Source organism: Rickettsia endosymbiont of Urophora cardui, from assembly GCF_964030725.1.
Classification (GTDB): Bacteria; Pseudomonadota; Alphaproteobacteria; order Rickettsiales; family Rickettsiaceae; genus Rickettsia.
Genome location: NZ_CAXIPY010000006.1, coordinates 896,931 through 920,534, shown reverse-complemented (window position 1 = coordinate 920,534; position 23,604 = coordinate 896,931). Strand labels below are relative to the sequence as shown.

Genomic DNA, 23,604 nt, shown 5'->3' with positions numbered 1-23,604 from the left:
AGCTCCATATCAAAATTAGACCAACACAGAAATGTATCAGTAAAAATTAACATAACTTATTAATTTTTATTGAAAATCTTAGCAATTTGTTGTCAAAACTCTATCCCATTACAAATGATCGGCTCTGTCTCATCAATTGTGTAAATTTCGTGAACCATTAAATTCTACCATCAAATTTGATCATAAAATGAGCCATAGCTTCATTCCAATTGGGGATAGGCATAGACCATTTTTTGGTAATATAATCAATTGTCAGATATAAAACTTTAAATACTGCGTCATCATTTGGAAAGATGCGTTTATTCTTAGTAACTTTTCTCAATTGGCTATTCAGCGATTCTATCGCATTTGTAGTGTAAATAATCTTACGAATCTCCTTTGGATATTGCAAGAAAATTATCAAATTATCCCAATTATTATAACAAGATTTAGCTATATGCGGATATTGCTTACTCCATTTTTGATCAAATGACTCAAGAGCTAATTCTGCTTCTTTTTCAGTAGCAGAAGTATAGATTAGTTTCAAATCCGCTGCTAATTGCTTTCTATCTTTATATGATACATATTTGAGGCTATTCCTGATCTGATGGACAATACAAATTTGATGTTCAGTTTTCGGATATACTGATGCAATAGCATCAGACATACCAGTTAGATTATCACTACAAGCAATTAAGATATCTTTTACTCCTCGATTCTTCATTTCAGTAAAATTACCAAGCCAAAATTTAGCTCCTTCATTCTCACTTATCCATAAGCCTAAAATATCCTTTCTGCCAGATAAATCTATTCCTAAAGCTACATATACTGATTTATTAATAATAAGTTTATCTTGTCTTACTTTCACTACTAAACAGTCAAAATATACTATAGGGTATAATGATTCAAGAGGGCTACTCTGCCAAATCTTGACCTCATCTATTACTTCATCTGTAATCCTGCTGATTAGGCTCTCACTGATCTCAGCTCCATATAATTCTTGCAATTGTGTTTTAATATCAGACACACTCATACCCTTCGCATATAAGGATATTATCTTTTGGTCTAAGCCATCTATTCTTGTTTGTTTCTTTGAGACTATTATAGGTTCAAATTTACCTTGTCTGTCTCTTGGAACATTTATCTCTATAGTACCATTCTCACTAATCAGATTCTTACTAAAACTACCATTCCTCGCATTCTCAGTTTCAGCTCTATCATACTTGCTATAACCTAAATGTTCTGACATCTCAGCATGCAGTGCTCGCTCTAAAATACCCTTGCAGGAGTTTCGCACTTAGCAAAATTGTGTATTAGTTAGAAGCCATTTAATGTTGTTCTGAATTGATGTTTTTATAACTTCCCAAGTTTGTTGATATAAAGTAATGTTTTCATTTATCCTCCTTTTGTTCATATCAAGCCAGGCCAATACAGCAAGGCAAATATGATTTCTTTGAGCTCGACCCGTGCGTGCCTGACAGCATTCAATACCACAAGTTTGTTTCAATTCTCGATGATAAACTTCTATAGACCAACGCGCCTTAACAATTTTCTCTATTTGCTCACGTGTAGGATTCTCTAAATTAGTTGTTATGTAATCAATGCGACCATTTTTTGCCACAAACTTAAATACCGTAACCCAACCGTATCCACGTAGGTGAATTTTTAGCCCTTCATCGGGAATCTCTAAAGTTTCCAAGCTAACATTACGATTAACTTTTCTATTTTTTCTTAGGTTGGTAACCCATATCCAACCTAAATTACGTATATGTTTTAAATTATCCAAACCACTATACCAAGCATCCATAACTATAGCATCAGGCTTGATACCTCTTTCTTTAGCTAGTCCGTCCGCCAAAACTCTAAAAGCCTTATAGGCAATAGGGTTTTAAGGCAAAAATGCATAGTAAAATCCATAAGAAAATGAAAGGTTTTATATCAAAAGCTTATGGAAATACAAAAAAATGACAATAAAAAAATGAATGCATTTTGGGAAATAGTGTGGTTTTTAATACAAAAATTTAAAATCAGCCCTCAAAATTAGAGTAATTTGCTCTAAAATCGCACTATTTTTGGAAATTAGTGACACAAGTGATATTTTTTAGAGTTTTGGCGGAGGGACTAGCTAAAGTAAGCATATCACAAAAATGCTCGTTCTTTGTTTTACCATCAGTTTCTTTATCATATATTCTATAATCTACAGGAGTAGATTGATCAATTTGAGTATTGTAATGCAGTAAGTTTACCATTCCTATACCAGGTATAACATCATGTACAGCCCCAGAATATTGATAATTTACAAGCTCGATCCTCTTACTGTATTGCTTTGACAATAAGGTGTCATCTCCCACTAATAAACAAGGATCTTCCAGATCAATATATTTTGACACTTTGCTATAGATTTCGCTAGGGCGAAAATCCTTACTCTTTAACCATCGACTTGCACTATCGTGCGATAGATCTAATGGACTTACTTCAGATAATGCTTTGCTAGTATATCTTACACTACTTGCTTGTAAGAATGATTTATATAAATCTTTGCTACATTTTGATCTTGTCATTTTTATCTAAAACTATTTTTCTCTAGATTAGCATATTATTTGCTAAGTGCGAAACTCCTGCCTTGGTTAATTCCTTAATTAATCCATTCTGACTTAGTACTGTTTTTAAATCTACTCCGCCTTCTATCAGCAAATCTATTGCTTCATTTATTTTTTTATTCTTCTCTATTTGCATTTCTGTTACCTATATTTTTAATTACTTCTAATATACAGGAGTTTCGCACTTAGCAAAATTGTGTATTAGTTAGAAGCCATTTAATGTTGTTCTGAATTGATGTTTTTATAACTTCCCAAGTTTGTTGATATAAAGTAATGTTTTCATTTATCCTCCTTTTGTTCATATCAAGCCAGGCCAATACAGCAAGGCAAATATGATTTCTTTGAGCTCGACCCGTGCGTGCCTGACAGCATTCAATACCACAAGTTTGTTTCAATTCTCGATGATAAACTTCTATAGACCAACGCGCCTTAACAATTTTCTCTATTTGCTCACGTGTAGGATTCTCTAAATTAGTTGTTATGTAATCAATGCGACCATTTTTTGCCACAAACTTAAATACCGTAACCCAACCGTATCCACGTAGGTGAATTTTTAGCCCTTCATCGGGAATCTCTAAAGTTTCCAAGCTAACATTACGATTAACTTTTCTATTTTTTCTTAGGTTGGTAACCCATATCCAACCTAAATTACGTATATGTTTTAAATTATCCAAACCACTATACCAAGCATCCATAACTATAGCATCAGGCTTGATACCTCTTTCTTTAGCTAAAGTAAGCATATCACAAAAATGCTCGTTCTTTGTTTTACCATCAGTTTCTTTATCATATATTCTATAATCTACAGGAGTAGATTGATCAATTTGAGTATTGTAATGCAGTAAGTTTACCATTCCTATACCAGGTATAACATCATGTACAGCCCCAGAATATTGATAATTTACAAGCTCGATCCTCTTACTGTATTGCTTTGACAATAAGGTGTCATCTCCCACTAATAAACAAGGATCTTCCAGATCAATATATTTTGACACTTTGCTATAGATTTCGCTAGGGCGAAAATCCTTACTCTTTAACCATCGACTTGCACTATCGTGCGATAGATCTAATGGACTTACTTCAGATAATGCTTTGCTAGTATATCTTACACTACTTGCTTGTAAGAATGATTTATATAAATCTTTGCTACATTTTGATCTTGTCATTTTTATCTAAAACTATTTTTCTCTAGATTAGCATATTATTTGCTAAGTGCGAAACTCCTGATATAGGCTCAACAAAAATTTACACAATCATTGCAAAAGACTCGAAGCTTTATTCCCACGTGCTATATTTCGTCAGGTATATGACCAGCTTATCTCTATATATCCATATAAAGGGCATAAAATATATCTTAAAATATTACAATTAGCAAAAATGTATGGAGAATTGAAATGTAGTTACTGCATTAGAAGTGCTATTAGAAAAGAAGATTGAGCCAATAATTGATCATATTACAGATTTACTAAATAGCCAGACTCAAACTGTTTGTTCAGTAAAAATTAATCAACCAATACTGTCTGAATATGATCAATTACATTGCTTTAAAACAATGGAGGTTGCATGAGTAAACAGATAATAACTCCGCAACCGCTAAATAATTTACTCAAGAACCTTTGCTTACCTACTTTTGCATCGTGCTATAAATTAGTTGCAGAAAGCTTTGAGCAAGAAAAGAAAACATATATAGATTATCTACAGGAGTTAGCCATACGTGAGTTAGAACATAGACAACAACAACGTATTGCCAGATTGCTGAAGCAAGCAAAACTCTCTCGAGATAAGTTATTAAGCAACTTTGATATTAAGCGTATCCCAGGATTATCGCCAACTAAGATCCAATATCTTGCACAAGGAGAATTTATGGATCGCTATGAAAATATACTTATTTTTGGTAATCCTGGCACTGGCAAAAGTCATCTTAGTATAGGTTTAGCACGTGAGTGGTGTCTTGCTGGTAGACGTGTATTATATACAACAGCAGCTAATTTGGTTCAACAATTACTAGAAGCAAAGCTTAGTTTAAAACTTAAGCAAATTATTAAAAAATTCGATTATTTTGAAATATTGATAATTGATGATATATCATATAGCTAACGCGAAAAGGTTTTTACCATAGTTTTTGTATTTACTCACATATTCACCAGATCTAAATCCTATTAAACATTGCTGGACTAACTTTAAAAACTGTTTACATAAAATTATTGATCAATGCCTAAGTTTTTCCTAATCTATGGTAGAAACATTTCCGTGTTAGCTATATGTACCATATAATCGTGAAGAAACTGATGTTTTATTTACCTTATTAGCTGAACGTTATGAAATGCGTAGTGTATTAATTACTAGCAATTTAGTTTTTGCAAAATGGAATACTATTTTTAAAGATGAAATGACTACGTCAGCAGTTATTGACAGATTGGTTCACCATTCTTCAATTCTTGAACTCAATACTGAAAGTTATAGAATCGCTACAGCTAAAGGCAAAAAATTAACTATAAAATCGGAGGATAATAATGTAACACTTTAGACAATATTTTTTACTCAAAAATGGGTAATTTTAATATTCGTCATGGGTAATTCTAATGTTCGTTCATCACGCTCTAAAATACCCTTGGTTAATCTCTCAGGGTTTAATTCCCCGAAGCTCTGCTTCGTGATATCATAAGAAACAACTAAAACTTTTTTAGATACCTCGTAGCTCTGCTGCGAGGAGCATCATTTAAAAAGTAACTATTTTGTGATTAGGTTTGTCAAGGTAGTTTAAAACTATGTCTGACAAAAATCTAAAAATACAAATATAAAGAACAAATAAAATATAGAATAAGCAAAAAATCTTTTTGCCTGCTTATTATCAGCATTATCATAAAATAATGATATAGAATAATATAAAAACACTAAACCAAGTACCGCAGCAATTACTAAATATATAACATTACTCATACCTACAAAAAAAGGCATAAGAGAAGTCAAAAATAAAAGTATGCTGTAAATTAGAATTTGCTTCTTAGTATATAACGCTCCTTTTATTACAGGCATCATAGGCACTTTACAGTTTTTATAATCATCGTTACAAAATAAAGCCAAAGCCCACGAATGAGGCGGCGTCCAAATAAAGATAATGAGGAACAATATAATAGAATCCAAGGACACGCCGCCACTTACAGAAGCATAACCTATTACAGGAGGGAGAGCTCCAGCAGCTCCACCAATAACAATATTTTGGATAGAACTACGCTTTAACCACATAGTATAAATGCATATATAATAAAAAATAGTAAATAATAATAATAATGCTGATAGGAAATTTACGCATAATGCCATAAAAAATACTGAAAAGAATGCCATTATCAATCCGAATGATAACGCTTCGTCAGCTTCTATAGCACCTCTTATTATCGGTCTTTTTTGTGTACGTTTCATCAAGGCATCAATATCCCTATCATACCACATATTAATCGCTCCAGCACTACCTGCACCTATCGCTATACAGATTAAAGCAATTACACTAATGAAAGGATGCAGAGAATTAGGAGCAAGCCACATTCCAGAAAAGCCAGTAAAAACAACCAATGACATTACACGTGGTTTCATTAGTAAAATATAGTCTTTAACTGTACTTTGAGGGTAACTAACTTTATCTAAATTTATTGATTTTGTTAAAGAATTCATATAACAGTTTTTTTACTAAATATAAAAAGTTTTAAGGTAAAAATCAACGATTGACTTTAATGTAAGAAATGTATATATCTTTTTGTAATTATAATTTAAAAGTTAAGGATATTTTCAGTGACAAAAATCGTACGTTCTAAATATAAAGCTAGTAGAAGACTTGGTGTTAGCTTATGGGGTGATGGTAAAGATGCATTTAATACCCGAAATTATCGCCCAGGTCAACATGGACGCAATACCATGGTTAAAACCTCCGATTATGGGTTACATTTAAAAGCTAAACAAAGAATAAAATGCCATTACGGTCGTATCACTGAAAAGCAATTTAGAAATATCTTTGGATTTGCTCAAAAAATGAAAGGTAATACTGGTGAAAACTTCATTGGATTACTTGAAAGTAGACTTGACTCTATAGTTTACAGAATGAATATTGCACCAACTATTTTCTCTTCTAGACAATTAATATCACACGGTCATATTAAAGTAAACGGTAAGAAAGCTGATATAGCAAGTATGCGTCTTAAAGAAGGTGATGTTATAGAGATTAAAGAAGCTTCAAGACAAATGGGCATCATTCAAGAATCAGTTTCAAAGCAAGGTCAAACAACACCTGATTATGTATCATTTGATGTAGATTCACTAAGTGGTAAATATCTAAGAGTCCCAACAATTTCCGACGTTAGATATCCTTTTACTCCTGAAGTTCATTTAGTAGTCGAGCTATATTCTCGTTAATAATATACTCGTTTAATGGAAAGTTCTATAATTAATTAAGCCAGATATAATCAATTTTTAATCTCTCAGGGTTTAATTCCCCGAAGCTCTGCTTCGTGATATCATAAGAAACAACTAAAACTTTTTTAGATACCTCGTAGCTCTGCTGCGAGGAGCATCATTTAAATATAGATATATCATGGCTCATTTAACGATAGATGAAAGATTTAAAATATACGAAATGAATAAGAGTGGTTATAGCTCGCGATATATAGGGACAAAGATTGGCCGTGATAAAAGCACTATATGTTATGAACTCAAGAGAATGAGGCATAATTATAGACCAGATAGGGCTAACACACTTGCTTGCAGTTTAAGGCAAGGTAAGAGAAAAAGAAAATTAGATATTGATAATAATTTACGAGCAGAAATAATAAAGCAGTTAACACAGGGTGTTTCACCAGATATAATTTCAGGTAGACGTAAACTATCACGAGATACTGTCAATATTTCTACAGAGAGTATATACCAGTTTATTTATACATCTCCTATAGCACAAAGGCAAAAATTATATTTATCTTTAGCAAGAAAAAGGAAAAATAGGTTGCATCATGGTACAAGAATCAGAAACAAAAGAATTACAATACCAAATCGAGTTTCCATTACTGAAAGACCAGAGATAAATAGAAAGATAGCAGCAATAGGTCATTTAGAAGGTGATTTAACTTTTAACAAAGGTAATCAAAGTCGTAATATAGGCGCTCTTGTGGATATCAGAACACAAAAAGTGTTTCTCACTTTAAACCGTTCAAAAAGAACACAAGATGTGATTGGTAACATGAATAAAAAACTTAAACAATTGTCGCATATAATCAAAAGCATAACGTTAGATAATGGCAAAGAATTTACCAATCATGAACAACTATTGCCAAAATCTGAACGAAAAGTATATTTTTGCAATCCTTATTCTCCATGGCAAAAACCATTGATAGAGAAGATTAACTCAATGGTGCACAGAGTATACTCTAAATCTTTAGATATAAAAAAATTAACAATAAAGCAATTACAAGAAATTGAGGATTTTTTAAATAATTTACCAAGAAAAGTGCTCGGTTATAAAACACCCAATGAGGTATGGGAAGAAAATATAAATCTGGCTTAATTAATACTGGAATTTACCAATTTGAAAAATTGGCTATAGTACAATGATGCTCCTCGCAGCAGAGCTACGGGCTCTGTTTCATCAATTGTGTAAATTTCGTGAACCATTAAATTCTACCATCAAATTTGATCATAAAATGAGCCATAGCTTCATTCCAATTGGGGATAGGCATAGACCATTTTTTGGTAATATAATCAATTGTCAGATATAAAACCTTAAATACTGCGTCATCATTTGGAAAGATGCGTTTATTCTTAGTAACTTTTCTCAATTGGCTATTCAGCGATTCTATCGCATTTGTAGTGTAAATAATCTTACGAATCTCCTTTGGATATTGCAAGAAAATTATCAAATTATCCCAATTATTATACCAAGATTTAGCTATATGCGGATATTGCTTACTCCATTTTTGATCAAATGACTCAAGAGCTAATTCTGCTTCTTTTTCAGTAGCAGAAGTATAGATTAGTTTCAAATCCGCTGCTAATTGCTTTCTATCTTTATATGATACATATTTGAGGCTATTCCTGATCTGATGGACAATACAAATTTGATGTTCAGTTTTCGGGTATACTGATGCAATAGCATCAGACATACCAGTTAGATTATCACTACAAGCAATTAAGATATCTTTTACTCCTCTATTTTTCATCTCAGTAAAATTACCAAGCCAAAATTTAGCTCCTTCATTCTCACTTATCCATAAGCCTAAAATATCCTTTCTGCCAGATAAATCTATTCCTAAAGCTACATATACTGATTTAATGATGCTCCTCGCAGCAGAGCTACGAGGTATCTAAAAAAGTTTTAGTTGTTTCTTATGATATCACGAAGCAGAGCTTCGGGGAATTAAACCCTGAGAGATTAATAATAAGTTTATCTTGTCTTACTTTCACTACTAAACAGTCAAAATATACTATAGGGTATACTGATTCAAGAGGTCTACTCTGCCAAATCTTGACCCCATCTATTACTTCATCTGTAATCCTGCTGATTAGGCTCTCACTGATCTCAGCTCCATATAATTCTTGCAATTGTGTTTTAATATCAGACACACTCATACCCTTCGCATATAAGGATATTATCTTTTGGTCTAAGCCATCTATTCTTGTTGGTTTCTTTGAGACTATTATAGGTTCAAATTTACCTTGTCTGTCTCTTGGAACATTTAGCTCTATAGTACCATTCTCACTAATCAGATTCTTACTAAAACTACCATTCCTCGCATTCTCAGTTTCAGCTCTATCATACTTGCTATAACCTAAATGTTCTGACATCTCAGCATGCAGTGCTCGCTCTAAAATACCCTTGGTTAATCCCTGTTGGGTTAAATTCCCCGTGGCTTGCCACGATTATTTACTTCTAATATAGGCTCAACAAAAATTTACACAATCATTGCAAAAGACTCATGTGGCGTCAATATAAGAAACTCCCGTAGATTGAGCTGCCTGCATATACCATTCAAGTAATAAAACTAAATAACTCAGAACTCTTGGTTTTAGAGCTATAAAACGAGTATATGATGGAAGAGTTACAAAGTCTGATTTATATAATTGTAGATAGGACATATAAAAATATTTAAAGTTTTTACAAGGTGATTGATGGTATAAAAGCACTATTGTTAACAGCTCAGAATAGCTTATTTCAGGCTTTCTTGTAGGGTTTTTATTAATTAATGGTAGAAATGATTTATTAATCCACTGCTCGCTAATTTTACAAAAATCATCGACAAAACAAAATAATGCAGTAATATCTTTCTTCATGGGGATACTCTTGTTTTTTTGCTAAAAATTATATAGAGTATCTTCTATCCCTTGTAAATACTTACTTCCAAACCTAGATTAATCCAGAATTCAGGTAAGTAGTATATCACGAAGCAGAGCGTCGGGGCATTAAACCCTGAGAGATTAACTTGACCTGGAATAATAAGCTTATCGCCTATCTTAACTGAAATTTTTGCTGAGTTTTTAGTAATTTGAATATTGTCTTGATCTCAAATTAACAAACTTTGCATTTGTTTTCTAAGGCTAAACAACTTGCCATCAACCATTAAAGTAAGGCTTGGTCTGCCGTCATCACTCCCTGCAATCTCAAAGAAGCCTGCATTAATAGCAGCAATAGCATTATACGCAGTGCTATTTCTTCTACTGTTTCTCTGCCTATAACCTGATTGTGAGCTTTTAACTAGCTTTAAATTAAAACGTTTAGGATCAATAGTTAATATATGAATTATATGATTATCTTTCTCAGAAAATCTATAATTACATCCTGAATCTTGATTAGCATAAGTTTTGAAATTGAGCAACATTAGAGATAGTAGGGAGAGTAATAATTTGTTCATGTGATACTCGTTTATCAGATATATACGCTATTCCAGGGCGTAGATCAAGAGGTGTTTTTAATGTCATTCCCAGCAATGGCAGGAATGACATATTAGTCGTCATAACACAGTCAGAAAACTACTTCTCTCTAAATGCCTTAAATGCTGTATCGATTACAGGATCAAGGATATATCTAAGCAATGTTCTAGTGCCAGTAACGATCTGTACTTCGGCTTGCATACCAGGATGTAATTCTAGATTTTTTATTTTGGCAATTCTATTGAATTCATCCATGTCAATCTCTACTCTAGCAACATAGTAATTATCTTGCTGCCCGGGATGCTGTCTTTCATCTTGAACAATATCTGGTGATACACTGACTACTTTACCGGTAAATGTTGGAGTAGTACGTGATTTAAAAGCACTAAAGCGTATTTTTGCAACTAGTCCTTCATGCACTGAATCTATATTTTTTTGTGATACCTTTGCTTCTATAATTAGTGGATCGTTAGTAGGTGAAATCTCCATAATAGGTTGTCCGGTACCTATATAACCACCAATTGTATGATATTTTAGATTATTAATTATACCATCAACAGGTGATTTGATTACTATCCGATTAAGGGAATCAGTTAAAGAATTATATTTTTCTCTTAAACTTGCTGTTTGTACTTGGGCCTCACGAAGTTCGGTTAAAGTTCTCTCAGTATATTTATTTTGTTGAGTTATAATACTGATTTGAGCTTCAGTAATAGAGTGGTGTGTTCCTGCTATTTCCGTGTCAGTGGTTGCAACTTCACTTTTTGCACTAGCAACTCGTGCTTCTTGTTCTAATAAAGCAGCTTTCTGCACGAACCCCTTTTCTTTTAAGGTTTTTAAAGCATTTAAGCGATCTTGGTAAACTTCGGCTGTTTTAGTTGCAGCTACTTTTTTTGCTTCTAAGCCTTCAACTCTCTTTTCAAGTTGAGAAATACGTTGTTGCAACGCATCTTTTTCTGAATTAAATACTTCTTTTCTTGCTCTAAATAAATTTTCCTGAGTGTGTATTATTTTAGCGACTTCTGGTAGATTTATATCTTGCATTAAAAAATCAGAAAATTCGATTTGCTCTAGATTATCACGCTCAGCAATTAAACGATTTTCAGTAGCTAGAGCAGTACGATATTGGCTTAAAGTACTCTCATGCTCACTTTTTATTCTGGTTTCTTCAAGCTCTATTAGCTTATCATCAGCTTTAACTTTATCACCTGGTTTCACGTAAATAGCTTTGATTATTCCACCTTCATTGTGCTGGATTGTCTTTTTATTAGTGCTTGGCATTAATATTCCAACTGCTACAGCTCCACTATCAAGCGGTGCAACAGCCATCCAAACACCACCGATTAATACTAAAAAAACGATAACATAAATACCGAAAAGTATAGGAGACCTTGCAGCTTGTGCGACATTATTATGATCTTTATCAGTTTTTTTAGTAGTAAAATTAACAAATCTATCAAGTTTAAGCAGTAAAAATTCTATTACTTGTGAAGTCTTTTTTAATGTGCTATTGATTAAAGCTTTACGTTTAGAGCTTTGACCTTGAAGGCTTAGTGAATTTTCTCTCAAGGACAGTAATTGCTTTAACTGTTCCGGCGTAATTTGAGGTTTATTATTTTTTAAGTCCTGCATAATATTCAATCATTCATTATTATTTTTTGTCATTGCGAGAAGCGTAGCGACGTGGCAACCTCGTTAAGATAAACTCCTGAGGTTGCGTAGTACAAAACTTACAATTTTTCCTCGCAATGACGATTTTGCACTATTTGTTATTAATATGAATTGTGCCGCCCTTTAGAGTTTTAAAGTGGTTTTGAATTTCATCCGGCGTTCCATGAACTGCAACAGCACCATCCTGTAATATTAAGATCTTATCAACAACTGATAATACGGACGGTCTATGTGAAATTACAACGACTGATATCCCTTTTAGTTTTGCTTGCTTTAAAGCACTCGCAAGTGCTACTTCACCAGCTTCATCTAAATTAGCATTAGGCTCGTCTAAAATTACTAGCTTTGGATCACCATAAAATGCTCTAGCAAGTCCTATACGTTGTCTTTGTCCTCCTGATAAATTAGAGCCGGCAGGACCTATATCTGAATCATAACCGTCAGGAAATCTTAATATCATTTCATGAGCACCAGCTAATTTAGCTGCTTCGATAACTTTTTGAGGGTTAGCATTTTCTTCCATCTTAGCGATATTTTGCTTGATGCTACCACTGAAAAGCTCTATTCCTTGAGGTAAGTAGCCGACATGTCTGCCAAAATCTTCTCTATTCCAACGATAAATTTCAGCCTCATCTAAACGTACCGAGCCTGAGGATTCTCGCCATACACCAACTATGATTTTAGCTAAAGTTGACTTTCCGGTTGCTGATGGTCCGATAATTGCTAAAATTTCACCTGGTTGCACCGCAAAACTAACACCTTTTAAAATATATTTTGGTGTAGGTGGTTGTGGCATATGTTTTGGAATAGGATGAGCATAATAAATATTTTCTACAGTTAAAGGTCCCTCAACATTTGGAATCGGCATTGCTTCGTCACGAGAAGCATAAGTATTAAATAGGTTGTTGATATTTTTGAATGATTTAATAGCACCGCTCATGCTTTTCCATAACTCAATAGCGTTATCAAAAGGAGCAAGTGCTCTACCAACTATTATAGAGCTCATAATCATATTACCAGGCGTCATTGATGCCCCATGAGTTTCTACAACAAGATAAGCACCAACGCCAGTAACTGCCATTTGCATTATGTTACGGATAAACCTTGAAAAGTTAGAAATAACGCCATTACGATAGCTAGCGGTTGATTGTTTATCAAGTGCTGCTAAGTTAAATTTATGCCAGTTTTTTGTAACATTTTTCATCATCCCCATTGCTTCAACTACTTCGGCATTTCTATTAGCAATATCGGCTTGCGTCATACCTTTAATCGAGAATTCTGTAGCTTCACCTAAGGTTTTGTTAGTAGCTGCCGCATTAAAGAAAGCGGTTGAAACTATTACAATTGCACCAAAAACCGTAATAAAACCGATATAAGGATGAATCGAAAAAATAACCGCAATATAGATCAAACTCCAAGGTGCATCGAATAAGGTATTAATTCCGGTACTTGTTAGGAATGTTTTAACGGATTGAAAATCACGTAATAGCTGGCTAGATCCCATATTTACACGTGTTGCTGCCGCTGAAATCGAAGAGGCAAAAATTACAGGTGCTACCGTTCGATCAAGCCATTCTCCCACTTTTATAAGAGTAAAAGAACGAGCAATTTGCAGTAACCCGTAAACAAAATAAATATAAGCAATTATTATCGATAAATATAATAATGTATATAAATTACCGCTGCCAAGTACTCTATCTAAAACTTGTAGTGAATAAAGGGGAGTAATTAACATTAGTAAATTAATTACAAAGGCAAACCCAAAAACTATCCAGAAAGCTGTTCGGCACTCTCCTAGTGCTATCATCAAAGGATTTTTTTTATTTAAGGCAGTATTTTTATTATCCATATTAATTATTTTATAAATAAATTTTAATTAATTCTTCAGCGATTTGCACGCTATTTAAAGCAGCTCCTTTACGTAAATTATCGCATGTAATCCATAAATTTATGGCGTTCTCTTTACTTGCATCATCCCTAATGCGTGAAACATATACAGCGTCTTCGCCCACTACTTCAGTAGGTGAAATATAGGCTAAATCTTTAGTCTGCGAAATCATAACAACCCCGTCAGCATCTTCTAGTATTTCCTCAACTTCTTTAGCATCCACTTTACTACTAAATTCTATATTAACGGATATAGAATGACCAACAAATACAGGTACTCGTACAGAAGTTACGCTAACTTTAAGATGATCACCAATAATCTTCTGTAGCTCTAAAGCAATTTTTGATTCTTCGCTTGTATAACCATCTTTATTTAAATCACCTATGTGAGGAAATAAATTGAATGCAATTTGTTTTGGAAATATGTTGGGGCTTTTTTCTTCAAAGATATACTTAGATTTTGTTTGATCATAAAGTTCATCCATTCCTGCTTTACCTGCTCCGGATACTGATTGATAAGTAGATATTACAACTCTTTTTATACTTATTTCATTATCTAGCGGTTTAAGTATAACTGCAAGAGGAATCGCAATACAGTTAGGATTCGATATAATATTTTTAATGGCAAAGTCTTTAAGTGTTGATAAATTAGCCTCAGGTACAATTAAAGGTATATCTTCACTTAGTCTAAAAAAAGAAGATTTATCAATAACCACACAGTTTCTAGCAATAGCAATTGGTATAAACTTTTTTGATACTTCCGAACCTGCTGAAAAAAATGCAATATCTATTTCTTCAAAATCTAGATCATCTAAGCTACTTATTTGTAATACTTGCTCGCCAAAACTAACTTTTTTTCCAATAGAATTATTTGAAGCAACAGCATAAATTTTGTTAATAGGAAAATTGCGTTCTGCTAGAATATTTAAGGTTTCACGACCGACATTTCCGGTAGCACCGATAACAGCAATATTATATTTCTTAGTCATTTTTATTTAATTAATCCAATAAGTTTTTCACCACCAATAATATGAAAATGGAAATGAAAAATAGTTTGTCCGGACTTCTCGCCTTTATTGGTGATTAAGCGATATCCGTCTTTATCTAGTCCTGCTTTATTTGCTATATCAGAAATCTTAGCAAAAAAATGTTTTATTTCTTCCACTGAAGCTTTAGAAATAAAATCGGCGTAATCGATATATTCATTTTTAGGTATAACAATAATATGTACTGGTGCAACAGGTGCTATATCTTTAAATGCTAAAACCTGCTCATCTTCATAAATTACTTCTGCCGGTAAATTTTTATTGATAATTTTTGCAAAAATATTTTCTTTATTGTACATAATTATTACGCTCCAAAAATTTTAATTCAGCTTCTACTTGCGAACCCGCAACTACTATATCTTTAAGCGTAAAATCATTTCTGTTTAAATGATTTTCTCTAATATCGGCAGCAAAAAAACCGAATGCTAACATGACAATTAGCTTTAATGCAAGTGTTAACTCAGATATATTAATTGCCATTGCTATTAAATTTATCGTTACAGCTATAATAACAGGTAACCACATTTTATGGTATAATGCCCAAAATACACTTAAAAGTGCTGCTGTCCATGAAAAACTTTCTTTAATGACAATAAAATTATTATTTTTTTGTGCAGGGTTAATGTATATTGCGTATATATTCATTATTTAAACCTTGAAAATTCAAAAAAAGATAATTAACTATAACTGGATTACTCAAGTAATAATTAACATTATTTAATTATTGTAAATAATGAATATATTACTTAATCAGCAAATTAATATCAATAAATTTTACATTATGTCAGATAATTTAGCCTTACATGGCACTACAATACTTTGTTTAAAAAAGAACGAAGAAATAATTATAGCAGCAGATGGACAAGTTTCACATGGCAATACAGTATTAAAATCTACTGCTCGAAAATTACGAACTATAGCAAATAATAAAATTATTGCAGGTTTTGCTGGTTCTACTGCTGACGGGCTAGCTTTATTTGAAAAGTTAGAAGTAAAAATAGAGCAACATAAGCATAATTTGCTTAGAAGTGCGGTTGAGCTTGCCAAAGATTGGCGTAGCGACAAATATTTACGTCGTTTAGAAGCAATGATGATTGTGGCTGATCGCAATCATATACTAATTTTAACTGGTAACGGTGATGTTGTTGAGCCAGAGAATAATGTTGCAGCAATAGGCTCAGGTGGTCTATTCGCCTTATCCGCAGCACGTGCTTTAATGTCTTACGATAATCCTCTAACTGCTGAAGAAATTGCTTTAAAATCTATGAATATAGCAGCAGATCTTTGCGTATTTTCTAACCATAATATTATAACGGAAAAAGTTGTATGAAATCTACTAAAACTACTAATACTAATAAAAAAGACCCTATGGGGCTTACACCTTCTCAAATAGTTAACGAGCTTAACAGATTTATCGTAGGTCAAGAAAAGGCTAAAAAAGCCGTTGCTATTGCCCTTAGAAATCGTGGTCGTCGTAAAAGAGTAGAGGGAAACTTACGTAATGAAATAGTACCAAAAAATATCTTAATGATAGGTTCAACTGGAGTCGGTAAAACAGAAATTGCAAGAAGACTCGCTAAACTTACTAATTCTCCTTTTTATAAAATAGAAGCAACAAAGTTCACCGAGGTTGGCTATGTAGGGCGTGATGTAGAATCAATAATTCGTGATTTAGTAGAAATAGCTGTTAATAATCAAAAAACGATAGCTAAAACGGAAGTAGATATTAATGCACGTGAGAAAGCAATCGAGAGAGTATTAGATAGTTTAGTAGGTAAGACTTCAAGTAGTGAGACAAGAGAAAAGTTTCAAGAAAAAATCTTAAGCGGTGAGCTTGATGATACGGAAATTGAAATTAGTGTAGCTGATACAGTACCTGTAGGCGGAGGTAGCTTTGAAATACCTGGCATGCCTGGGGCATCTATGGGAGTGCTTAATCTTGGTGATATGATAGGAAGAGCTTTTGGAACGACTAAAACAAAGAAAATGTTAGTTAAAGACGCGATGAGTATAATTTTATCAGAAGAGTCTGAAAAATTAATTGATCAAGAAAAAATAATCCAGCAGGCAATTAATTTAGTTGAAAATGATGGAATAGTCTTTATTGATGAAATTGATAAGATTGCCTCAGTAGCTAATTCTGGAGCAAAGAATTCAGAAATAAGTAGAGAGGGTGTGCAGAGGGATTTACTACCTTTGATTGAGGGGACAACAGTTAATACAAAATATGGTCCTGTTAAAACAGATCACATATTATTTATTGCTTCAGGAGCTTTCCATATAGCAAAACCCTCAGATTTATTACCTGAATTGCAAGGAAGATTACCTATTAGAGTAGAGCTGAATTCATTCACTAAAGAGGATATGATAAAGATACTACTTGAGCCTGAAACTAGCTTAATAAAGCAATATTCGGCTTTAATAGGTACTGAGACAGTAGAACTTGAATTTACGAATTCCGCTATAGAGAAAATTGCAGATTACGCTACTACAGTTAATCTAGAAATCGAAGATATAGGAGCAAGAAGATTGCATACTATACTTGAGAATTTACTTGAAGATATAAGCTTTAGAGCTAGTGAAATGCAAGGTGAAAAAATATCTATAGATGATAAATTTGTAGAGAATCAATTATCAAAAATACTAACTAATCTTGACTTAGTAAAGTTTGTTCTGTAGTATGCTTTTCCAACTAAAAGTATTACTATTAAAAGATGATAATTCATTATAGCAAGTCTTACATTCAACGGGATTGATATCACTGATATTGATGTGCAGGTACAAATATCGCCTGGTATACCTGCTTTTACCATAGTAGGGCTTGCTGATAAAACTATTGCTGAGTCAAAAGAGAGAGTTAAAGCAGCTTTATCTTCTATAGGGCTTGCATTACCCACCAAAAAATTTTGATAAGGCTCTGTCTCATCAATTGTGTAAATTTCGTGAGCCATTAAATTCTACCATCAAATTTGATCATAAAATGAGCCATAGCTTCATTCCAATTTGGGATAGGCATAGACCATTTTTTGGTAATATAATCAATTGTCAGATATAAAACCTTAAATACTGCGTCATCATTTGGAAAGATGCGTTTATTCTTAGTAACTTTTCTCAATTGGCTATTCAGCGATTCTATCGCATTTGTAACGCTAATTTAGGATAAGGGATAGATAGAAAGCTTATAGATAAAGGGTTTAAAGGAGATTAATGTTGAGTTATGATAGATTTTTTTAATAAAAGATCAGTAACTCAACATCTGAAGTTTTGACAAAATCCTTTCCATAAGGAGAAATGTATTCCAATTTTTTTATACTTTTTTAGTAATAACAAAATTTATTTATTCTATTTGGGTACATAATGTGTCAAAAACTGTAGCAATTTTGTCTAATATTGCTGGTTTATACTTACTAATATTATTTGGTAATTCTAGCTTTTTATTAAATGAGGTTTTGGTAATTTGGTTACTTCCATCAAAACTTGATTTTATTGTAATTTCCAACTTACCGTGTTTATTACTTTTGCGTATTACTGGTGCAAATGGTTTGACCTGATGATTATTTCTAATATTTCTATGATCTGGTATCCCTCTGGATATAGACTTTTCTAATATTTCTTCAAGGGCAATTTGTGGCATAGATCTATAAACTTCACTTGGAGACAACATATTGCTATTGATTTTTTTATCCCATGCCCTTACTTTTCTTGCCTTAACTGAAGATTGTGCATGATACAATATGTTGTACGCTAGCATTACGAATAACATATAATCCTCATCTTTATTTGGATCATTCGTTTGAAATTTATCCATCAATAATTTTGACTTACCAAATTTAAAAAAATGCTCAATATCAAACCTTTGTCTATAGTATTCATATACTTCTTTACCACTGATTTTATCTTTTTGTTGGCCAGAAACACATAACCATAAATCTCTGTTATATTTCCTATTTCCTGATGCATCTAACACCTTAACCTGAATAAAATTCAGCGGTTTATCAGACATGATATGCTGTTTCTTGCCCTTGATTAGATAATTCTTAAATAGTGAAATACTAATTGATATGTCACCATTTTTTGTAGCCTTTACTACAGTTTCTTCTGTATCTGGAATCAGTAAATTATCAGAACTACTACAAGAAATCTTAGCTCCATAAGATCTTTTACGACCTCTTGTTTTTTGCTCCTCTATATATATTTTGTAAATACTGCGATTAATTCTTTGGCGGGTTATTGTTACCGTATTTGCTTCATTGTGCAGCGGGTGAATGAAAGATAGAGCGCTATAACCTGCATCACCTACTGTTATATTTAGAGCCTTTTGTGGTATTTGCTTAACAATTTTCATTATTTGTTTGCTACCTTTGCTATACTTATTCTCATCTGATTTTACTCTATTTATAGATATTGGTACAGACCATTTAGGCTGAGCACCGATGCAAACTACACTATATTCATAACCCGCAACTGGTCGGTTATTAGCATTCTGTCTAATATATGTACGATCAATTGCTTTCTTGGAATCTTTCTTGCTACTCACTGTAGTATCTATTTGCAGTAAGTTTTTACCCTCATTAATCAGTTTACTTATTAAGTATTTTTCTATATCTTCTCGAGTCTTAAAACGTTGCTCATCTCTTATATTTAATGATTCATCACGAGCACAGTAAAAATTCTCTATAGCTCTGTATACACTTGACCAACTACGCTGAAAATATTTATTAGTTGTTAATTCAACAACAGATCTTGCTTTAACGCTATCATTAGTTACTAGTGATAGTATTAATTCTAAAACCACATCTTGATTATAGGGGAAAATTTTTTATTTCTTGCAACATTTCTTGCATAATCATACACACTAAAAACCATTTTGTATTTGAGCGTATTTATATCATACTTTATAAGTTTGGTTATCTTTTTGTCAAAACTTCAGCAACATGAAAAGATGTATCATAACTGTATATTATTTAGTAGATAATTTTTGTAAAATATATGAAGAATGGATCTGAAGTTTTGACAAAAATTCTAATTTTTCTGACTAAAGTAAAAATTTATATTTAAAGTGAAATATTTAGTGCTTTTATCAGCTTAAAAGCGATATTTCTACAATTTAAAGTAAATTATTTGATATATAATACAAATTATAGATTGATACACTCGCCACTTTTTTTAATAAAAATTTTTTGTCCAAACTTCAGATGGATAGAACACCGTCTATTATCAACAAATCAGCAAAGGCATAGAATAGGAAAATTAAGTCTTGCAGAATTGATGACAATAGTCATATATTTTTATCTATCGCCTTGCAAGGACTTTAAAAACTATTATTTATACTACTTACCGCATAAATATAAGGGTTACTTTAATTTACCATGTTATAGTAGAATAGTGCAATTATGGCCAAGGTTAATATTGCCATTGTCAATAATGTTGCAATTACTACGAGGTGAAGATACAGGAATATATTTTATTGATTCAACAAAACTATCTATTTGTCATGCTAAGCGCACTTCTAGTAATAACCTGAATTCTGGATTAATCTAGGTTTGGAAGTAAGTATTTACAAGGGATAGAAGATACTCTATATAATTTTTAGCAAAAAAACAAGAGTATCCCCATGAAGAAAGATATTACTGCATTATTTTGTTTTGTCGATGATTTTTGTAAAATTAGCGAGCAGTGGAATGATGCTCCTCGCAGCAGAGCTACGAGGTATCTATCCAAAAAGCTTTAACTGTTTTTGTTGAAATGCTTTATAAGAAGGTTTGCCTGAACCTTGATTCTGTACATAATTACGTAATTTCTGCTCATCACCATGTTTACCTACTGTGCTCATAAAATATCCTTTACTCCAAAACTCACTTCCCCATAATTTTTCTTTAAGATTTGGATATTTCTTAAACATTTTCTTAGAAGTAATACTTTTTATGATTTGAGTTATTTTTGTTGGGCTATACATTGGTATTGACTGTAACAGGAGTTTCGCACTTAGCAAAAAGTATGTTAATCTAGAGAAAAATAGTTTTAGATAAAAATGACAAGAACAAAATGTAGCAAGGACTTATATAAATCATTTTTACAAGCAAGTAGTGTCAGATATACTAGCAAGGCATTATCTGAAGTGAGTCCAGTAGATCTATCTCACGATAGTGCAAGTCGATGGTTAAAGAGTAAGGATTTTCGTCCTAGCGAAATCTATAAGGAAGTGTCAAAATATATAGATTGGGAAGCACCGTGTTTATTAGTGGGGGATGACACCTTATTATCAAAGCAATACAGTCAGAAGATTGAGCTTGTACGTTATCAATATTCTGGAGCTGTACATGATGTTATACCTGGTATAGGAATGGTAAACTTACTACATTACAATACTAAAATTGCTCAATCTACTCCCGTAGATTATAGAATATATGATAAAGACACTGATGGTAAAACAAAGAATGAGCATTTTTGTGATATGCTTACTTTAGCTAAAGAAAGAGGTCTCAATCCTGATGCCATAGTCATGGATGCTTGGTATAGCGGGTTGGAGAATTTAAAACATATACGTAATTTAGGCTGGCTATGGGTTACCACCCTAAGGAAAAATAGAAAAGTTAATCATAATGTTAGCTTGGAAAGTTTAGAGATACCCGATGAGGGGCTAAAAATTCACCTACGTGGATACGGTTGGGTTACGGTATTTAAGTTTGTGGCAAAGAATGGTCGCATTGATTACATAACAACGAACTTGGAAAATCCCACACGTGAGCAAATAGAGAAAATTGTTAAGGCACGTTGGTCTATAGAGGTTTATCATCGAGAATTAAAACAAACTTGTGGTATTGAACGCTGTCAGGCACGCACGGGCCGAGCTCAAAGAAATCATATTTGCCTTGCAGTATTTGCCTGGCTTGATATGAATAAAAGGAGGATAAATGAAAACATTACTTTATATCAACAAACTTGGGAAGTTATAAAAACATCAATTCAAAACAATATCAGATGGCTTTTAACTGATTCGCAACTTTGCTAAGTGCGAAACTCCTGTGTAATAAAAAATGTACGTGATCTTTATCTACTCCTATTTCTAAAAATCTAATTTCATAACGATCTTCTATGTGCTCACAAATTTTACACAAATAATCATCTAGATATTACTCTTCTATACTTTGCCGGCGTTACTAAATGATATATTAGTACTGTGACATTATGACTCTTATGTATATAACTGCTTTCTTCCATTCAAGTAGTATATCACGAAGCAGAGCTTCGGGGAATTAAACCCTGAGAGATTAATTACTAGCAATTTAGTTTTTGCAAAATGGAATACTATTTTTAAAGATGAAATGACTACGTCAGCAGTTATTGACAGATTGGTTCACCATTCTTCAATTCTTGAACTCAATACTGAAAGTTATAGAATCGCTACAGCTAAAGGCAAAAAATTAACTATAAAATCGGAGGATAATAATGTAACACTTTAGACAATATTTTTTACTCAAAAATGGGTAATTTTAATATTCGTCATGGGTAATTCTAATGTTCGTTCATCACTATTTAAAATACTTAATTTATTTATACTCATCTCCTTGGATTTATAGTAGGCTGTAGATCGACTAATCTTTAATACCTGAATTCTGGATTAGCTAATTTTGAGATATAGCAGGTTTGTTAGGTTTCATACAGTATGCAATTAGGGCGGATAAGATATGTACAAAGGCATTCCAAATTGATCTATGTCTTGTATGTTCGATCTCGAAAGCACCCTTCAGCACACTAAATACTGTTTCGATAATTGAGCGTTTGCGTAATAATATTTTTTCAAATAATGGCATAAGTTTATTCTTCATTTTCTTCTTTATGCCAGTTACTAACTTGATTCCTTTGCTGTATAGATCATCAAAGAGCTCCTGTTTGATATAACCCTTATCGCCAAACAATAATCCCGTGATATGTTTGGTGATTATCGAAACCGGCGCTCTATCATCTACATTACCAGGCGTTAGTTTTAGACCTTGAATCTCACCTTTTTCGTTAATAACCAAATGTAATTTTAGACCAAAAAACCAACTTTTTGTTGTTTTACCCAAAGCAGCAATACCGGCAAAGACTTTATTACGAGAGATTCTTTTTCGATGACAAACCTCTAAAGATGTGGCGTCAATATAAGAAACTCCCGTAGATTGAGCTGCCTGCATATACCATTCAAGTAATAAAACTAAATAACTCAGAACTCTTGGTTTTAGAGCTATAAAACGAGTATATGATGGAAGAGTTACAAAGTCTGATTTATATAATTGTAGATAGGACATATAAAAATATTTAAAGTTTTTACAAGGTGATTGATGGTATAAAAGCACTATTGTTAACAGCTCAGAATAGCTTATTTCAGGCTTTCTTGTAGGGTTTTTATTAATTAATGGTAGAAATGATTGATTAATCCACTGCTCGCTAATTTTACAAAAATCATCGACAAAACAAAATAATGCAGTAATATCTTTCTTCATGGGGATACTCTTGTTTTTTTGCTAAAAATT

General features: G+C 32.7%; 21 protein-coding genes and 8 pseudogenes. 10 read left to right on the top strand and 19 right to left on the bottom strand.

Annotation, left to right across the window (positions count from 1 at the left end; genetic code table 11):
* Window positions 1-157: 157 nt before the first annotated feature.
* From AAHI98_RS12980 to AAHI98_RS12960, 5 genes and pseudogenes are all read right to left on the bottom strand, one after another.
* Window positions 158-1,261 (bottom strand): annotated as a pseudogene (locus AAHI98_RS12980) (IS256 family transposase); the annotation flags it as partial.
* Window positions 1,262-1,276: 15 nt separating this feature from the next.
* Window positions 1,277-1,861: a transposase gene (locus tag AAHI98_RS12975; RefSeq protein WP_342226218.1), complete on the bottom strand. Its 585-nt coding sequence runs from the start codon at window positions 1,859-1,861 to the stop codon at window positions 1,277-1,279.
* 247 nt (window positions 1,862-2,108) lie between these two features.
* Window positions 2,109-2,540 (bottom strand): annotated as a pseudogene (locus AAHI98_RS12970) (IS701 family transposase); the annotation flags it as partial.
* Window positions 2,541-2,562: 22 nt separating this feature from the next.
* A complete protein-coding gene (locus tag AAHI98_RS12965; RefSeq protein WP_342225674.1) occupies window positions 2,563-2,715 on the bottom strand; it encodes a hypothetical protein in 153 nt (50 codons plus the stop codon).
* A gap of 49 nt (window positions 2,716-2,764) precedes the next feature.
* Window positions 2,765-3,745 carry an IS701 family transposase gene (locus tag AAHI98_RS12960; RefSeq protein ID WP_342224656.1) on the bottom strand — a complete coding sequence of 327 codons (981 nt, stop codon included), beginning with the start codon at window positions 3,743-3,745 and terminating at the stop codon, window positions 2,765-2,767.
* A 397-nt stretch (window positions 3,746-4,142) separates the two neighbouring features.
* Between AAHI98_RS12960 and AAHI98_RS12955 the strand changes: the two genes are divergently transcribed.
* Both AAHI98_RS12955 and AAHI98_RS12950 read left to right on the top strand, forming a co-directional pair.
* On the top strand, window positions 4,143-4,676 hold the full coding sequence (locus AAHI98_RS12955) for an ATP-binding protein (RefSeq protein WP_342226041.1): 534 nt from the start codon (window positions 4,143-4,145) through the stop codon (window positions 4,674-4,676).
* A gap of 178 nt (window positions 4,677-4,854) precedes the next feature.
* Window positions 4,855-5,106, top strand: a pseudogene (locus tag AAHI98_RS12950) (ATP-binding protein); the annotation flags it as partial.
* Window positions 5,107-5,345: 239 nt separating this feature from the next.
* On the opposite strand, the gene cyoE reads toward AAHI98_RS12950, so the two are convergent.
* Entirely contained in the window at window positions 5,346-6,248 is a 903-nt protein-coding gene (cyoE, locus tag AAHI98_RS12945; protein ID WP_342226040.1) for a heme o synthase, read from the bottom strand.
* A gap of 117 nt (window positions 6,249-6,365) precedes the next feature.
* Between cyoE and rpsD the strand changes: the two genes are divergently transcribed.
* Both rpsD and AAHI98_RS12935 read left to right on the top strand, forming a co-directional pair.
* Window positions 6,366-6,983 carry a 30S ribosomal protein S4 gene (rpsD, locus tag AAHI98_RS12940; RefSeq protein ID WP_011477507.1) on the top strand — a complete coding sequence of 206 codons (618 nt, stop codon included), beginning with the start codon at window positions 6,366-6,368 and terminating at the stop codon, window positions 6,981-6,983.
* Between the two features lie 178 nt (window positions 6,984-7,161).
* On the top strand, window positions 7,162-8,124 hold the full coding sequence (locus AAHI98_RS12935; protein WP_342226039.1) for an IS30 family transposase: 963 nt from the start codon (window positions 7,162-7,164) through the stop codon (window positions 8,122-8,124).
* Window positions 8,125-8,230: 106 nt separating this feature from the next.
* On the opposite strand, the pseudogene AAHI98_RS18770 reads toward AAHI98_RS12935, so the two are convergent.
* The 8 genes and pseudogenes from AAHI98_RS18770 to AAHI98_RS12890 form a co-directional block, all read right to left on the bottom strand.
* A pseudogene (locus tag AAHI98_RS18770) lies at window positions 8,231-9,440 on the bottom strand (IS256 family transposase); the annotation flags it as partial.
* Between the two features lie 93 nt (window positions 9,441-9,533).
* A pseudogene (locus AAHI98_RS12920) lies at window positions 9,534-9,887 on the bottom strand (IS982 family transposase); the annotation flags it as partial.
* A 230-nt stretch (window positions 9,888-10,117) separates the two neighbouring features.
* Window positions 10,118-10,465 (bottom strand): hypothetical protein, encoded by a 348-nt coding sequence (locus tag AAHI98_RS12915; RefSeq protein WP_342226038.1) that lies wholly within the window; start codon window positions 10,463-10,465, stop codon window positions 10,118-10,120.
* Window positions 10,466-10,583: 118 nt separating this feature from the next.
* On the bottom strand, window positions 10,584-12,116 hold the full coding sequence (locus AAHI98_RS12910; protein WP_342226037.1) for an HlyD family type I secretion periplasmic adaptor subunit: 1,533 nt from the start codon (window positions 12,114-12,116) through the stop codon (window positions 10,584-10,586).
* Window positions 12,117-12,246: 130 nt separating this feature from the next.
* On the bottom strand, window positions 12,247-14,004 hold the full coding sequence (locus tag AAHI98_RS12905) for a type I secretion system permease/ATPase (RefSeq protein WP_342226036.1): 1,758 nt from the start codon (window positions 14,002-14,004) through the stop codon (window positions 12,247-12,249).
* A gap of 10 nt (window positions 14,005-14,014) precedes the next feature.
* Window positions 14,015-15,031: an aspartate-semialdehyde dehydrogenase gene (gene asd / locus AAHI98_RS12900; RefSeq protein WP_342226035.1), complete on the bottom strand. Its 1,017-nt coding sequence runs from the start codon at window positions 15,029-15,031 to the stop codon at window positions 14,015-14,017.
* Between the two features lie 2 nt (window positions 15,032-15,033).
* Window positions 15,034-15,387 (bottom strand): HIT domain-containing protein, encoded by a 354-nt coding sequence (locus AAHI98_RS12895; protein ID WP_012152003.1) that lies wholly within the window; start codon window positions 15,385-15,387, stop codon window positions 15,034-15,036.
* Complete coding sequence (locus AAHI98_RS12890) at window positions 15,377-15,733, bottom strand: DUF2628 domain-containing protein (protein WP_342226034.1); 357 nt, start codon at window positions 15,731-15,733, stop codon at window positions 15,377-15,379. The genes AAHI98_RS12895 and AAHI98_RS12890 overlap by 11 nt, the downstream gene beginning before the upstream one ends.
* Before the next feature lie 136 nt (window positions 15,734-15,869).
* On the opposite strand from AAHI98_RS12890, the gene hslV reads away from it, so the two are divergent.
* From hslV to AAHI98_RS12875, 3 genes and pseudogenes are all read left to right on the top strand, one after another.
* The gene (hslV, locus tag AAHI98_RS12885; RefSeq protein ID WP_011477485.1) at window positions 15,870-16,418 is read left to right on the top strand and encodes an ATP-dependent protease subunit HslV; all 549 of its coding nucleotides are present in this window, start codon (window positions 15,870-15,872) and stop codon (window positions 16,416-16,418) included.
* Entirely contained in the window at window positions 16,415-17,767 is a 1,353-nt protein-coding gene (hslU, locus tag AAHI98_RS12880; protein ID WP_342226033.1) for an ATP-dependent protease ATPase subunit HslU, read from the top strand. Before hslV ends, hslU begins: the two co-directional genes overlap by 4 nt.
* A 35-nt stretch (window positions 17,768-17,802) precedes the next feature.
* Window positions 17,803-17,992 (top strand): annotated as a pseudogene (locus AAHI98_RS12875) (magnesium chelatase domain-containing protein); the annotation flags it as partial.
* A 46-nt stretch (window positions 17,993-18,038) separates the two neighbouring features.
* On the opposite strand, the pseudogene AAHI98_RS12870 reads toward AAHI98_RS12875, so the two are convergent.
* A pseudogene (locus AAHI98_RS12870) lies at window positions 18,039-18,242 on the bottom strand (transposase); the annotation flags it as partial.
* A 183-nt stretch (window positions 18,243-18,425) separates the two neighbouring features.
* Entirely contained in the window at window positions 18,426-19,883 is a 1,458-nt protein-coding gene (locus AAHI98_RS12865; protein ID WP_342224664.1) for a transposase, read from the bottom strand.
* Window positions 19,884-20,233: 350 nt separating this feature from the next.
* Here AAHI98_RS12865 and AAHI98_RS18765 point away from each other — a divergent pair.
* A pseudogene (locus AAHI98_RS18765) lies at window positions 20,234-20,611 on the top strand (transposase family protein); the annotation flags it as partial.
* Window positions 20,612-20,801: 190 nt separating this feature from the next.
* Here AAHI98_RS18765 and tnpA read toward each other — a convergent pair.
* The gene (gene tnpA, locus AAHI98_RS12860; protein ID WP_342226031.1) at window positions 20,802-21,080 is read right to left on the bottom strand and encodes an IS200/IS605 family transposase; all 279 of its coding nucleotides are present in this window, start codon (window positions 21,078-21,080) and stop codon (window positions 20,802-20,804) included.
* Window positions 21,081-21,119: 39 nt separating this feature from the next.
* On the opposite strand from tnpA, the gene AAHI98_RS12855 reads away from it, so the two are divergent.
* Complete coding sequence (locus AAHI98_RS12855; protein ID WP_342224659.1) at window positions 21,120-22,100, top strand: IS701 family transposase; 981 nt, start codon at window positions 21,120-21,122, stop codon at window positions 22,098-22,100.
* Here AAHI98_RS12855 and AAHI98_RS18260 read toward each other — a convergent pair.
* Complete coding sequence (locus tag AAHI98_RS18260; RefSeq protein WP_410526238.1) at window positions 22,066-22,206, bottom strand: transposase; 141 nt, start codon at window positions 22,204-22,206, stop codon at window positions 22,066-22,068. The genes AAHI98_RS12855 and AAHI98_RS18260 overlap by 35 nt on opposite strands.
* A gap of 114 nt (window positions 22,207-22,320) precedes the next feature.
* Between AAHI98_RS18260 and AAHI98_RS12845 the strand changes: the two genes are divergently transcribed.
* The gene (locus AAHI98_RS12845; RefSeq protein ID WP_342224966.1) at window positions 22,321-22,551 is read left to right on the top strand and encodes an ATP-binding protein; all 231 of its coding nucleotides are present in this window, start codon (window positions 22,321-22,323) and stop codon (window positions 22,549-22,551) included.
* Window positions 22,552-22,713: 162 nt separating this feature from the next.
* Here AAHI98_RS12845 and AAHI98_RS12840 read toward each other — a convergent pair whose 3' ends face one another.
* A complete protein-coding gene (locus tag AAHI98_RS12840; RefSeq protein ID WP_342226030.1) occupies window positions 22,714-23,574 on the bottom strand; it encodes an IS982 family transposase in 861 nt (286 codons plus the stop codon).
* Window positions 23,575-23,604: the final 30 nt, after the last annotated feature.